Origin of the sequence: Pseudomonas saxonica (assembly GCF_007858365.1) — a bacterium.
Classification (GTDB): Bacteria; Pseudomonadota; Gammaproteobacteria; order Pseudomonadales; family Pseudomonadaceae; genus Aquipseudomonas; species Aquipseudomonas saxonica.
Window position 1 is genome coordinate 18,552 of sequence record NZ_VFIO01000005.1, and the last position, 14,088, is coordinate 32,639.

The 14,088-nt window shown below is 57.7% G+C and carries 12 protein-coding genes; 5 read left to right on the plus strand and 7 right to left on the minus strand.

The window, feature by feature from the left end; genetic code table 11:
• Positions 1-42 precede the first annotated feature (42 nt).
• Entirely contained in the window at positions 43-1,434 is a 1,392-nt protein-coding gene (locus FJD38_RS14000) for an L-cystine transporter (protein WP_122785524.1), read from the minus strand.
• Positions 1,435-1,619: 185 nt separating this feature from the next.
• Complete coding sequence (ilvD, locus tag FJD38_RS14005; RefSeq protein WP_122785523.1) at positions 1,620-3,467, minus strand: dihydroxy-acid dehydratase; 1,848 nt, start codon at positions 3,465-3,467, stop codon at positions 1,620-1,622.
• 247 nt (positions 3,468-3,714) lie between these two features.
• On the opposite strand from ilvD, the gene FJD38_RS14010 reads away from it, so the two are divergent.
• On the plus strand, positions 3,715-5,388 hold the full coding sequence (locus tag FJD38_RS14010) for a DUF4153 domain-containing protein (protein ID WP_146385831.1): 1,674 nt from the start codon (positions 3,715-3,717) through the stop codon (positions 5,386-5,388).
• A 142-nt stretch (positions 5,389-5,530) separates the two neighbouring features.
• On the opposite strand, the gene FJD38_RS14015 is transcribed toward FJD38_RS14010, so the two are convergent.
• Positions 5,531-6,727, minus strand: a complete 1,197-nt coding sequence (locus tag FJD38_RS14015; RefSeq protein ID WP_122785521.1) for a class I SAM-dependent rRNA methyltransferase — start codon at positions 6,725-6,727, stop codon at positions 5,531-5,533.
• Between the two features lie 147 nt (positions 6,728-6,874).
• On the opposite strand from FJD38_RS14015, the gene FJD38_RS14020 reads away from it, so the two are divergent.
• Positions 6,875-7,741 (plus strand): HDOD domain-containing protein, encoded by an 867-nt coding sequence (locus tag FJD38_RS14020; protein ID WP_146385833.1) that lies wholly within the window; start codon positions 6,875-6,877, stop codon positions 7,739-7,741.
• Positions 7,742-8,554, plus strand: coding sequence for a bifunctional DNA-formamidopyrimidine glycosylase/DNA-(apurinic or apyrimidinic site) lyase (mutM, locus tag FJD38_RS14025; protein WP_122785519.1), 813 nt, complete (start codon positions 7,742-7,744; stop codon positions 8,552-8,554).
• Between the two features lie 165 nt (positions 8,555-8,719).
• On the opposite strand, the gene FJD38_RS14030 is transcribed toward mutM, so the two are convergent.
• The 3 genes from FJD38_RS14030 to FJD38_RS14040 form a co-directional block, all read right to left on the minus strand.
• A complete protein-coding gene (locus tag FJD38_RS14030; protein ID WP_122785518.1) occupies positions 8,720-8,971 on the minus strand; it encodes a YfhL family 4Fe-4S dicluster ferredoxin in 252 nt (83 codons plus the stop codon).
• A 100-nt stretch (positions 8,972-9,071) separates the two neighbouring features.
• Positions 9,072-9,554 carry a pantetheine-phosphate adenylyltransferase gene (gene coaD / locus FJD38_RS14035; protein WP_019409197.1) on the minus strand — a complete coding sequence of 161 codons (483 nt, stop codon included), beginning with the start codon at positions 9,552-9,554 and terminating at the stop codon, positions 9,072-9,074.
• Positions 9,555-9,725: 171 nt separating this feature from the next.
• Positions 9,726-11,156: a coniferyl aldehyde dehydrogenase gene (locus FJD38_RS14040; RefSeq protein WP_122785517.1), complete on the minus strand. Its 1,431-nt coding sequence runs from the start codon at positions 11,154-11,156 to the stop codon at positions 9,726-9,728.
• A 137-nt stretch (positions 11,157-11,293) separates the two neighbouring features.
• On the opposite strand from FJD38_RS14040, the gene FJD38_RS14045 reads away from it, so the two are divergent.
• Together FJD38_RS14045 and FJD38_RS14050 are read left to right on the plus strand one after the other, a co-directional pair.
• A complete protein-coding gene (locus FJD38_RS14045) occupies positions 11,294-11,962 on the plus strand; it encodes a TetR/AcrR family transcriptional regulator (RefSeq protein ID WP_122785516.1) in 669 nt (222 codons plus the stop codon).
• 29 nt (positions 11,963-11,991) lie between these two features.
• Complete coding sequence (locus tag FJD38_RS14050) at positions 11,992-12,846, plus strand: sulfurtransferase (RefSeq protein ID WP_122785515.1); 855 nt, start codon at positions 11,992-11,994, stop codon at positions 12,844-12,846.
• A 33-nt stretch (positions 12,847-12,879) separates the two neighbouring features.
• On the opposite strand, the gene FJD38_RS14055 is transcribed toward FJD38_RS14050, so the two are convergent.
• Entirely contained in the window at positions 12,880-13,902 is a 1,023-nt protein-coding gene (locus tag FJD38_RS14055) for a hydrolase (protein ID WP_146385835.1), read from the minus strand.
• Positions 13,903-14,088 lie beyond the last annotated feature (186 nt).

Sequence of the window (14,088 nt, forward strand, 5' to 3'; positions counted from 1 at the left end):
CGTGCGGTCAGTGCCCTCTCCCTGCGGGAGAGGGCAAGGCGTTTAGGCGTGGGCCAAATCGCCGTGATCGTCTTCTGCCAATACAGCTTTGTCAGTCTCGTGCATGATCTGGCTGGTCACGGTGCCGGCTACCATTGCACCGCTAACGTTCAGCGCTGTGCGGCCCATGTCGATCAACGGTTCGACCGAAATCAACAGCGCCACCAACGACACCGGCAAGCCCATCGCCGGCAGTACGATCAAGGCTGCGAAGGTTGCACCGCCACCCACGCCCGCCACACCGGCCGAGCTCAAGGTCACAATGGCCACCAAGGTGGCGATCCACACCGGATCCAGCGGGTTGATACCCACGGTCGGAGCAACCATCACCGCCAACATGGCCGGGTACAGACCGGCGCAACCGTTTTGGCCAATGGTGGCGCCAAACGAGGCGGCAAAGCTGGCGATCGAGGACGGGATCCCCAAGCGACGGGTTTGAGCTTCGATACTCAGCGGAATACTTGCCGCACTTGAACGGCTAGTGAAAGCAAACGTCAGCACCGGCCATACTTTGCGGAAGAAGCGCAGCGGGTTCACGCCGGCGAACGACAGAATCACGCCGTGAATCACAAACATCACGGCCAGGCCGATGTAAGACACCACCACAAAACTGCCGAGTTTGATGATGTCTTGCAGGTTGGACATGGCCACCACTTTGGTCATCAATGCCAGCACGCCGTATGGGGTCAGCTTCATGACCAGACGTACAAGGCGCATCACCCAGGCTTGCAGGGTGTCGATGGCATTCAGCACTTTGCTGCCTTTTTCAGGCTCGTCCTTGAACAATTGCAACGCGGCGACGCCCAGGAAAGCGGCGAATATCACCACGCTGATGATCGAGGTCGGCTTGGCGCGAGCCAGGTCTGCAAATGGGTTTTGCGGGATAAATGAGAGCAACAATTGCGGCACATTCAGATCCGCCACTTTACCGGCGTACTCATTCTGGATGATGTGCAGGCGGCTCATTTCCGCAGCCCCGGCCACCAGGCCTTCGGCGGTCAGGCCGAACAGGTTGGTCAGACCGATACCGACCAGCGCTGCAATCATGGTGGTGAACAGCAGGGTGCCAATGGTCAGAAAGCTGATCTTGCCCAGCGAAGAGGCATTGTGCAGGCGGGCGACCGCACTGAGGATCGAGGCAAACACCAAGGGGATTACGATCATTTGCAGCAGTTGCACGTAGCCACTGCCGACCAGATCGAACCAGCCGATGGAGGTTTTCAGGGTCGGGTTATCGCCCCCGTAAATCAGGTGCAGGCCCAGGCCGAACAATACGCCGAGCACCAGCGCCAGCAGGACTTTTTTGGCCAGGCTCCACGCGGTGTGGCGGGTCAGCGACAAGCCGAACAGCAACGCGAGGAACACCAGCAGATTGAGGATCAGCGGGAAATTCATGAAAGCTCCGAGGGGCGACTTGTACCAGTCTTTGGATGCAACAATTGCGAACCAGAAAGCCTAACAGGTTGAAATATCGGCAAATATACCGATGTGGAATGGGGAGCTAGGTTTTGGGAATAAGTGATTAATACGCCCATAAAAAATCCCGGCACGGGGCCGGGATTCTGTTGCTGCGTGAGGTCTTAAGGCACCAGCTTGTCCAGCAAGGCTTTGTCACGTACAGCGCCCTTGTCAGCGCTGGTCGCCAACAAGGCGTAGGCCTTCAGTGCCGTGGTGACTTTGCGCGGACGCACTTCCACCGGCTTCCAGCCTTTCTTGTCTTGCTCTGCACGGCGCGCCGCCATTTCTTCGTCGCTGATCAGCAGGTTGATCGAACGGTTAGGAATGTCGATCAGCACTTTGTCACCGTCCTGCACCAGCCCGATCGCACCGCCCGCAGCGGCTTCCGGTGAAGCATGGCCTATAGACAGGCCTGAGGTGCCGCCGGAGAAACGACCATCGGTGAGCAAGGCACACGCTTTGCCCAGACCTTTGGATTTCAGGTACGAGGTCGGGTAGAGCATTTCTTGCATGCCCGGGCCGCCTTTCGGGCCTTCGTAACGAATGATCACGATGTCACCGGCCTGCACTTCGTCAGCCAGAATGCCGCGAACGGCGCTGTCCTGGCTTTCGAAAATTTTGGCGTTGCCTTCAAACACGTGGATCGACTCGTCGACACCTGCGGTTTTAACGACGCAGCCATCCAGCGCGATGTTGCCGTACAGCACGGCCAGGCCGCCTTCTTGTGAGTAGGCGTGCTCAACACTGCGGATGCAGCCGTTTTCACGGTCGTCGTCCAGGGTTTCCCAGCGGGTCGACTGGCTGAACGCGGTCTGCGTCGGGATGCCGGCCGGGCCTGCCTTGAAGAAGGTGTGCACGGCTTCATCGTCAGTCTGGGTGATGTCCCACTTGGCGATGCCTTCGGCCATGGTCTTGCTGTGAACAGTCGGCAGTTCGGTGTGCAGCAAGCCGCCACGGGCCAGCGAACCCAGAATAGAGAAGATGCCACCTGCACGGTGCACGTCTTCCATGTGGTACTTCTGGATGTTTGGCGCCACTTTGCACAGCTGCGGTACATGACGTGACAGGCGGTCGATGTCTTTGAGGTCGAAGTCGATTTCGGCTTCTTGGGCGGCGGCCAGCAAGTGCAGGATGGTGTTGGTGGAACCGCCCATGGCGATGTCCAGCGTCATGGCGTTTTCAAACGCCTTGAAGTTGGCGATGTTGCGGGGCAATACCGATTCGTCATTCTCGACGTAGTACTGGCGGCACAGGTCGACGATGGTGCGCCCGGCTTGCAGGAACAATTGTTCACGGTCGCTGTGGGTAGCCAGTGCCGAACCGTTGCCGGGCAAGGCCAGGCCAAGGGCTTCGGTCAGGCAGTTCATCGAGTTGGCGGTGAACATGCCGGAACATGAGCCACAGGTCGGGCATGCGCTGCGCTCGTACTCGGCAACCTTCTCGTCAGAAGCGCTGGAGTCGGCGGCGATGACCATGGCGTCTACCAAATCGAGGCCGTGGCTGGCGAGCTTGGTTTTGCCCGCTTCCATCGGCCCGCCCGACACGAAAATCACCGGAATGTTGAGGCGCAACGAGGCCATCAGCATGCCAGGGGTGATTTTGTCGCAGTTGGAGATGCACACAATGGCGTCAGCGCAGTGGGCGTTGACCATGTACTCCACGGAGTCGGCGATGATTTCGCGGCTCGGCAGCGAGTACAACATGCCGTCATGGCCCATTGCGATGCCATCGTCGACGGCAATGGTGTTGAATTCTTTGGCAACGCCGCCGGCGCGTTCGATCTCGCGGGCCACCAGTTGGCCCATGTCTTTGAGGTGGACATGGCCGGGTACGAACTGGGTAAAGGAGTTGGCAATGGCGATGATCGGCTTCTTGAAGTCGGCATCTTTCATCCCCGTGGCGCGCCACAAAGCGCGGGCACCGGCCATGTTGCGGCCGTGGGTGGAGGTTTTCGAACGATAGTCAGGCATGGAACAACTCCGGGCGGCTAATCAGGTAACAAACAGGGAAGTGAGCTTCTAATGACAGGCGGATCACACAGAAAATGACCACGTATCCGCGAGTTGCCGTAAACACTGCGGGATCGCCGCGTGCTTGGGCTTGAGCTCATAAACCCGCCGGGGATGATTGGCGATGAATGCGTCGATTCTACACGGCTGATAGCTGGAGGGAATGGGGGTAGAGTGCGCAGGTGCTGTTCTTCGAAAAGGATTCACCATGCTGACACTCAACCGTTCTGCCAAAACCTCGCTATCGATAGGTCTGGCACAAGGTTTGTTGCTATGGATGGCCAGTGTTATCGCTGAGCCGGGTATGAAGTTCGCCTTGGTCACGGCCGTGCTGGTGGGCGGCATTAACCTGCTGCTGTTGGGCGACCACATTCGGCGGCGTGGCACGGGCTGGCTGGTGCTAGGGCTGACCGTGGTGATGACGGCGATCAGTGCCTGGGTGTTTTGGGAAGGAGACGATACCGGCCGCCCCGGTAATTGGCTGCCCGGTAGCTGGACCTGTTTTGCAGTGGTGATTGCCTACATTTGCACCGCTTTCATATTGAGCTGGCCCACCCGTGAAGGGCTCGCCCCCCGCTACGAAGATCTGTTCCGCCATGCGTGGGACACCGTTTTTATCGTGTTGCTGGGCTTGCTGCTGAACGCGGTGTTTTGGGCGCTGCTGCTGTTATGGGGCAGTTTGTTCAAGATGCTCGGCATTGTTGCGCTCAATAATCTGTTTTCAAGCGACGGCTTCATATACATCGCATCGGCGATGGTGTTTGCGCTGGGCGTGAACATGGGTCGCGACAATGATCGGGTAATTGGCATGCTGCGCGGCATTTTGCTAACGCTGTGTCGCGTATTACTGCCACTGAGTGCGTTGATCGTCATCGTGTTCACCTTCACTTTGCCCTTTACCGGGCTGGCGCCGATTTGGGCCACGGGTTACTCGACGACGATCTTGCTATGCCTGGTGGCCGCCAATCTGTTTCTGTTGAACGGAGTCTTTCAAGACGGCGCACAGAGCAGTGGTTATCCGGTCTGGCTGCTGCGCTTGGTCGACCTGTGCCTGTTGTGCTTGCCAGTGCTCGTCGGGTTGGCCGGGTATTCCACGTGGCTGCGCATCGAACAATATGGCCTCACTCCGAGCCGCTTGCTGGCGATGCTGCTGGTGGGCGTGATGTTCGCTCATGGTCTGGCGGCGGTGTGGGCGGTGGTTGCGCCACGGCGCCCATGGCTGGAACCTTTACGTGCCAGTAACCCGGCGATTGCGTTGATGACGGTGTTGCTGTTGCTGGTGATTCATACGCCTTGGTTCAGCCCATTACAGTTCAGCGCGAAGAATCAGGTGCAGAGGCTGCTTGAGGGCAAAACCCCGGTTGAAAGCTTTGATGCAGATACCTTGCGAAATCGTATGGGAGCGCCCGGAAGGCTGGCGTATGAGACTTTGCTGGCTCAGGCCGAGCAGGGGCAGGTGCTGACACCGGAGGCGCGGCAGGTATTGCTGAAGCGCCTCAAAGAAGCTGAAACCGGCACCCGCCGCTCGGGTGAACGTGTCGTCGAGTGGATCGGCCCGAAGGTTGAAGGCAGCGAACAATTCGACAGCCCGAAGCTCAGCAACCCTGCGTGTCGCGTTGAAGGCTGTGTGTTGTGGGCGGTGGATCTGGATCAGGATGGGCGGGACGAAGTGTTGCAGGTATCCAAACGTACAGGCTATGCCGTGCCTGAGTTTTTCAAGCGTGACGCACAAGGCTCATGGCAGCGAGCCGGGAGCTATGACAGTGTCGAGAACGCGCAGGCGTTGATCGAGAAGATTCGTCAGGGGGACGTGAAGGTGGTCAAACCACGCTATCAATCGTTGCAGGTGGAAGACGAGATACTCGACCCGAGAAAACCGTAGCAGCTGCCGCAGGCTGCGTCCGGCGGCGCAGCCGTCGAAAAGTCGGAGCCTTTGGTTTATCAGGAAAACCGGGAACTCAGACTTTACGATTGCTGCGTAATCGCACGCCCCCTGCGGCAGCTGCTACGGGTTCGAGTTTGCTTTAGCTGTTAGGCAGCAAACGGCAGGTGATGCTCTTGATGTAACGGGTTTCTGCAATGGCCGGGTGCACCGGGTGGTCCGGGCCTTGGCCGCCGCGCTCCAGCAACTGCATGTTGCGATCCAGATGGCGAGCGCTGGTCAGCAGGATGTTTTGCAGGTCATCCTCAGGCAAATGCATCGAGCACGAAGCACTGACCAGAATCCCGTCCTTGTTGAGCAGACGCATGGCTTGCTCGTTCAGGCGGCGATAAGCACCTTCGCCGTTTTTGATGTCTTTCTTGCGCTTAATGAAGGCAGGCGGATCGGCCACGATCACGTCGAAACGCTCTTCGTTGGCTTTCAACTCTTTGAGGGCTTCAAACACGTCACCTTCCATGCAAGTCACTTTCTCGGCAAAGCCGTTCAGTGCAGCATTGCGTTCAACACCGTCCAGTGCAAACGACGAAGCGTCTACACAGAAGACTTCGCTGGCGCCGAAGGCCGCAGCTTGAATACCCCAGCCGCCGATGTAGCTGTACAAGTCCAGAACACGTTTGCCTTTAACGTACGGGGCCAGACGCGCGCGGTTCATGCGGTGGTCGTAGAACCAGCCGGTTTTCTGGCCGGCGATCACCGGTGCTTCGAACTTCACGCCGTTCTCTTCCAGCGCCACCCACTCCGGCACCAGACCGAAGACGGTTTCAACATAACGCTCCAGGCCTTCCGCATCACGGGCGGCTGAGTCGTTCTTGAACAGGATGCCGCTTGGCTTGAGCACTTGAACCAGCGCTGCGATCACGTCAGCTTTGTGCTGCTCCATCGCGGCAGAAGCCAGTTGCACCACCAGAATGTCGCCGAAACGATCAACCACCAGACCCGGCAGCAAATCGGAATCGCCGTACACCAGGCGGTAGAAAGGCTTGTCGAACAGACGCTCGCGCAGGGACAAGGCCACGTTCAGGCGGTGCACCAACAGCGACTTGTCCAAAGGCAGTTTGGCGTCACGCGACAACAAGCGCGCACAGATCAAGTTGTTCGGGCTCATGGCCACGATGCCCAGCGGCTTGCCGCCGGCTGCTTCGAGCACAGCCTGATCACCGGCCTTGAAACCGTGAAGTGGGGTGGCGGCTACATCAATTTCGTTGCTGTAGACCCACAAGTGGCCGGCGCGCAGGCGTCGATCGGCATTGGCTTTAAGGCGCAGGCTTGGCAGGGACATGACGTCGCTCCGGGTATTGAAAAGGGCGCGATTATAGCCTTAGACACGGCCTTCAAGCTCAGTTGATTCGCGGTATTGCGTCGGATTACCTGCCCTCGGGGTCAGAGAATTCCGCTAGAATCGCCCGCTATTCCAGAGTGAGTCCCCATGCCTCCCGAGCTTTCATCCGAACAGATCAGCGTTGCCCTGCAAGGCATCAGCGTACCGCCTCAGCCGCAAATCATGGTGGACTTGCAGATGGAGCAATACATGCCCGACCCTGATCTGGAGGTGATCGCCGGTTTGATCGCTCAAGACCCGGGGTTGTCCGGTGCGCTGATGAAAATCGTCAACTCGCCGTATTACGGCCTGACCAATAAAATTGCCTCCATTCGTCGGGCCGTGACGTTGCTGGGCAGCCGTACCGTGATCAATTTGATCAATGCGCAGTCGATCAAGGGCGAGATGAGTGATGACACCATCGTGACCCTCAACCGTTTTTGGGACTCCGCGCAGGATGTAGCCATGACCAGCATGACGCTGGCCAAGCGCACGGGCACTCAGGCGGTGGATGAAGCCTATGCATTAGGCTTGTTCCACGATTGCGGCATCCCGTTGATGCTCAAGCGCTTCCCCGATTACATGCGTGTGCTGGAACAGGGCTATGCCGATGCCGGGCCCGATAGCCGCGTGGTGGACATTGAAAACAGGCACTTCAACACCAATCATGCCGTGGTGGGTTACTACACGGCCAAGTCCTGGCGCTTGCCTGAACACCTGACGCACGCCATTGCCAATCACCACAATGCGCTGGCAATTTTCAGTGATGATTCGTCACGCCAAAGCCAGCTAAAAAACCTGCTGGCTACGTTGAAGATGGCCGAGCATATTTGTGCCTCGCACCATGTGCTGGGTAATCAGCGTGATGATCATGAGTGGAACAGCATCAGCCACTTGGTACTGGATTACGTGGGGTTGTCCGAGTATGACTTTGACAACCTGAAAGAAAGTATTCGCGACTTGGGGGTGCATTAAATGCCTGAACTGCCAGAAGTCGAAACAACCCGGCGTGGCATTGCTCCGCATCTTGAGGGGCAGCGGGTCAGTCGGGTGGTCGTGCGTGAAAGACGCCTGCGTTGGCCAATTCCGGAAGATCTGGATGTACGTTTGTCGGGGCAGAAGATCATCAAGGTCGAGCGCCGTGCCAAGTACCTGCTGATCAACGCTGAGGTGGGCACGCTGATCAGTCATTTGGGCATGTCTGGCAATTTGCGTCTGGTGGAGGCCGGTTTACCGGCGGCCAAGCACGAGCATGTGGACATTGAACTGGAGTCTGGGCTGGCTTTGCGCTACACCGATCCGCGGCGCTTTGGGGCGATGCTCTGGAGTCTTGACCCGCTCAACCACGCATTGCTGGCGAAGCTGGGGCCGGAACCGCTGACCGATCTGTTTGAGGGTGACCGGCTGTTTCAGATGTCGCGCAAGCGTTCAATGGCAGTCAAACCGTTCATCATGGACAACGCAGTGGTGGTAGGTGTGGGCAATATCTACGCGACTGAAGCGCTGTTTGCGGCAGGCATCGACCCGCGTCGCGAGGCGGGGAGCATTTCCAGGGCGCGCTATGTGAAGTTGGCGATTGAGATTAAGCGAATTCTGGCCGCGGCCATTGAGCGCGGTGGTACCACCTTGCGCGACTTCATTGGCGGTGACGGCCAGCCGGGATACTTCCAGCAAGAGCTGTTTGTGTACGGCCGAGGCTACGAGCCGTGCAAGGTCTGCGGCACTGAGTTGCGCGAAGTCAAACTGGGTCAGCGCGCCAGCGTATTCTGCCCGCGTTGCCAAAAGTAACCGCGTTAGCATTCCACCCCGTAGCAGCTGCCGCAGGCTGCGTCCGATTGCGAAGCGATCGTAAAACCCCAGCTCTCGGTGTGCCTGATAAATCGAAGTCTGCGAATTTACGACGACTTCGTCGCCGGACGCAGCCTTCGGCAGCTGCTACGAAAGCAGGCTGCTTCAGGCTTTACCGGTAATTGCCCGGTATTTGGCCATCAATTGCTCTTCGGTTTCCGGGTGGGCTTCATCCAGTGGGATGCAGTCTACCGGGCACACCTGCTGGCATTGCGGTTCATCGTAATGGCCTACGCATTGAGTACACAGGTTAGGGTCGATCACATAGATCTCTTCTCCTTGTGAAATCGCGGCGTTCGGACACTCGGGTTCGCAGACGTCGCAGTTAATGCAATCGTCGGTAATGATCAGGGACATGGGTACTCCGGCCGGGGCAGTCAGCCCGGGCAACTGAAATCGAATGCGCGCAATTGTGCCGCATTGGCGCCCGTAGTGCACGCGGGCGCCGCTTCAGCGGTTACTTCTTGCGAAAGCGTTCGGTCAGGGCGTCAGCCACAACCGGGTGCACAAATTTGCTGATATCGCCGCCCAATGCCGCAATTTCACGGACCAATGTCGACGAAATAAACGAATAGCGCTCAGAAGGGGTGAGAAACAGACTCTCGACGTCCGGCGCCAATTGACGATTCATGTTCGCCAGCTGGAACTCGTATTCAAAGTCAGAGACCGCCCGCAAGCCACGCAAAAACACGTTGGCGTTCTGTTCTTTGGCGAAGTGGGCAAGCAGTGTCGAAAAGCCGACTACCTCAACATTGGGCAGGTGCTTGGTGACTTCACGTGCCAGCTCAACGCGCTGTTCCAAAGGGAATAGCGGGTTTTTCTTGGTGCTGGCAGCGACAGCAATGATCACGTGATCGAACAGGCGCGAGGCGCGCTCGACCAGATCGCCGTGGCCCTTGGTAATAGGGTCAAATGTACCTGGGTACAACACTCGGTTCATCGCGTCGTCCTGGCGGGAATCCGTTGGGGAGTCGGATGGTATCGCAGCCTTACCGGTGGGCCAAGTCGCCATTCGCAGAAGAAAGCACTATAGACGTGGCAAAAAGCCTCCTTTTTCGCAGATTTTAGGAGGCTTATGGGCCGCCAGAGCCGTTGCCGAGAGATTCTGTGCCTAACGAATAAACAGCTTCTGGACCAGTCGCACCCGTTGTCGGTCGTAAGGTGGGTAGGCCGCCATCGAACTGTTCAATCGTTGTTTAATCAACACACCTTTGGCTTTGCTGAACGTTAAAAAGCCTTCATGGCCGTGGTAATGCCCCATGCCTGAAGGCCCGACGCCACCAAATGGCAGGTCGTCGATGGCCACGTGTTGCAGCGTCTCGTTGATGCACACGCCACCGGAGTGGGTGTGCTGAATGACGTGTTCCTGTTCCGCCTTGTTGTACCCAAAGTAATAAAGCGCTAACGGGCGTGGTCTGGCATTTATGTAGGCCAGCGCTTCGTCCAGACGGTGATACGTGACAATGGGCAGCAGCGGACCAAAGATTTCTTCCTGCATCACTTGCATGTCGTCGCTGACGTCCAGCAATAACGCATGAGGCATGCGCCGTCCCTGGCCGTGGTCATACAACGTAAGCAACCGGGCGCCTTTACGTTCGGCGTCCGTTTGCAGGCTTTCGAGGCGCGCCACCTGCCGCTCGTTGATGATGGCGGTGTAGTCCGGATTATCTGTCAGGGTCGGATAAAAACCATGAACCGCCGTGCGATAGGCCTCGACAAAGCCTTCGACTCTGTTGTGTGGCACCAGCACATAATCAGGCGCAATGCAGGTTTGCCCGGCATTCAGGGTTTTGCCCCAGGCAATGCGTTGCGCGGCCTCTCTGAGCGGTACGTCAGCCGATACGATGGCGGGGGATTTGCCGCCCAGCTCCAGCGTTACCGGGGTCAGGTTTTCTGCGGCCGCGCGCATCACCTGTTTGCCCACATGGGTAGAACCGGTGAACAGCAAATGATCAAACGCAAGCCCTGAGAAAGCGACGGCCACATCGGCTTCGCCCAACACCACAGCCACCCTGTCCTCGGGGAAAATGCGCCCCAGCAACTCTTTGAGCCAGTGCCCGGTGGCCGGGGTGTATTCGCTGAGCTTGAGCATGACTCGGTTACCTGCCGCCAGCGCTCCCACCAGAGGGCCAATAGCCAAGTACAGCGGGTAGTTCCACGGCACGATAATGCCGATGACCCCTAAAGGTTGATACACCACTTTGGCGCTGGCGGGCTGGAACATGACGCCAACGTGCCGGGGTGAAGGCTTCATCCAGCGCTTGAGGTGTTTGAGGGTGTGATCAATACCGTGCAAGCTTGGCATCAACTCGGCGAACAGGGTCTCGTCCGGGCTGCGGTGGCTGAAATCCTGACTGATGGCGTCAATCAACACTTCCCGCTCATCACTTAATATTTGGCGTAGGCTTTTTAACCATTGCTGGCGATGCTCAAGGGGCGGGTACGGATCAGCGCCATACGCCAGGCGTTGTCGGTCGAGCAGAGTCTGGAGTTCACTTATAGGGGTAGCAGGCGCTTGATAGAGGGCGCTGACGACAGGCATGGCGTGCTCCAGACTTAAGTAGGCTCGATTGCTTTTAGGTCGTGCTGGCACACTTGTCAAACGGGACGGAGCCTTTGGTTTATCGTGCCCCTCGTTAAGCCGTAAGATGCCTTTCGTAATTCATTGAGATCCGGCTCATGACCTCCCGAATCAAAACCAGCCAGCGTATTGTCGAGACCAGTCTGGAGCTGTTTAACCAGTTGGGTGAGCGCAGTGTGAGCACCAATCACATTGCGGCCCATATGGAGATCTCTCCGGGCAACCTGTATTACCACTTCCCCAATAAACAGGCGATTATCTCGGTGCTGTTCGCTGAATTTGAAGCGTTGGTACTGGGCTTTCTACATCCGCCGAAAGGGCGCAGAGTCGTCGTTTCCGACAAGCGCGATTATTTGCAGCAACTGCTGGATGCCATGTGGCGCTATCGCTTCATTTACCGGGACATTGAGCATTTGCTGCGCAGTGACATTGAGTTGGCGGCCAGTTACCGCCGCTTTTCATTGGCGTGCCTGGCTCAAGCGCAGGCTATTTACAATAATTTTGTTGAGGCCGGCATCCTGCGAATGAGCTCGCAGCAAGTCGAGTCCTTGACCCTCAATGCCTGGATCATTCTCACCTCCTGGATCGGTTTCCTGTGTGCGACCCGCGAAAACAGCGACTCGCTCAGTGAGCAGGCGCTCAAGCGCGGGGTGTATCAAGTGCTCGAGCTGACTTCAGGATTTACCACCGAACACGCCCGTGCTGAAGTCGATGAGCTCATCAAGGAATTTTACGTCCCGCTTAATCACACGCTGGACGATCATTAACAGCCTTTCACCCACCACAGGAGTTCACCATGCCCATTGCGCAATTGATCAGCCCCCAAGCCCTGAAGGATCGTCAGGAGCAGCCCGGCCTGATTATCCTTGATTGCCGTTTTGCGCTTGAAGACCCGGACTATGGGCGTTGCAGCTATGCCGAAGGGCATATTGAAGGTGCTCAGTACGCGGACCTGGAACGTGATTTCAGTGGTCCTGTGAGCAAAGGTGTCACAGGCCGTCACCCGCTGCCTGACGCTCAGACCTTGCTTGAGCAATTGCGCTCGTGGGGCATCAACGAAGACAGCGATGTGGTGCTCTATGATGACGGCCCCGGCGCTTTTGCTGCTCGGGCGTGGTGGTTATTGATGTGGCTGGGCAAGCGCGACGGTGTATTTATTCTGGATGGCGGGCTCAAGGCTTGGCATGCCGCTGGTTTTCCCTTGAGTATTGACGCCGTGTCACGGCCACGTGGCTCCTTCAATGGCAAACCGGATGACCGTTTGTTGATCAGCGCCGAGCAATTACTGGAGCGCCTGGGCAGTGCTGGGCTGACCTTGATTGATGCGCGGGCTGAGGCGCGTTTTCGTGGTGACGTTGAGCCTATCGATCCGGTTGCCGGGCATATTCCGGGCGCGCAATGCGCAGCCTTCAGCGAAAATCTCGACAGCAACGGGTGCTTCTTGCCTGCCGAGCAACTTAAACAGCGTTTTGCCGAGCAACTGGGTGAGCGTTCGCCAGAGGAGTTGGTGGCCTACTGTGGCTCGGGCGTCACCGCGTGCCATAACCTGTTTGCATTGGCGTTGGCGGGGTATCCGGTAGGTAAGCTCTATGCCGGCTCGTGGAGCGAGTGGATCAACGACCCGCAGCGAGAGATTGCTACCGGAGCTTAAGAACGCTTATGGGGTGATTGTGGTGTGGCGGCGCTATGCCTGTAGCGCGGCCAGCCATTGCGGAATACGTCTTTCAAGGTAGTAAACCGGTTTACGTGGGCTGCCTTCAACAAAGCCCACATGCCCACCCTGGGCGTGCAGCTCCAGGCAGCTGGAGGCTGACAGCTCATCAGCGTCAGGGATGCTGTGTTTGAACACAAACGGATCGTCTTCGGCATGGATGATCAGGGTCGGTGTTTCAATCGACTTCAGGTAATAACGACTCGAAGCTCGCCGATAGTAGTCAGCCACATTGATGTAGCCGTTAAGTGGGGCTGTCACACGGTCATCGAACTCCCAGAAAGTGCGCATCTTGCCGAGTGATTGCGGCGTTCCCAGGCGGCTCAAGGTCGCCAGATCTTCATGTTTGGCGTCGTGATGGAACTGGCGTTGTTTTTTTCTCAGGTAGTCCAGCATCTCGCGCATGAAATGCGCCTGGTAGACCTTGGAAAACCCCAGTCCGATGCGGTCGGCACACTGATCAAGCCGAAACGGTACGGAAACCGCGACAGCGCCGTGCAGGCCGCTGTCACTGCCACTTTCACCGAGGTATTTGAGCAATACATTACCGCCCAATGAATAGCCGACGGCATACAGCGGTGCCAGCGGATACCGGGCCCGTAATTGCCCCACGACTTCAGCCAGATCTTCGCTGGCGCCCGAGTGATAGCTTCGGGTCAGCAAGTTAGGTTCGCCGGAGCAGCCGCGCCAGTTCAGGGCCGCGCTGGTCCAGCCACGCTTGGCAAGAGCTGTTTGCAGGCCCACTACATAGTGCGACCCCGAAGAGCCGGTGAGTCCATGCAGCACCAGTACCACTGGCGCATGGGCTGTGGGCGTGCCTAACCAGTCCAGGTCGAGAAAGTCGCCATCTTCGAGCCACAGCCGTTCACGTTGGTGCTCAACGGTCGGTTTGGTACGCCACAGGGGGCCCCAAAGTGTTTGTACATGGGGATTTCCGAGGCCAAAGGCTGGCGCAAAGGGTTCAAGCGGCGATGTAGGGGTTGCTGATAGGGGCACTTAGGGTCTCATCGGGACGGCGAATTCGGTGTTGTGTAATAAGTTGCCACAAGAGTGGTCGACGCCCAAATTTAGTGTGTTGGCCAAGCGTTGCCCAGTGGTATGTACGTTTTAGCTTGCATTGGAGAGCCCTGCCTGGCCGGGGTTTATCGCAGGCACCAACTTTGTACCACCGCTGCGAGTTCA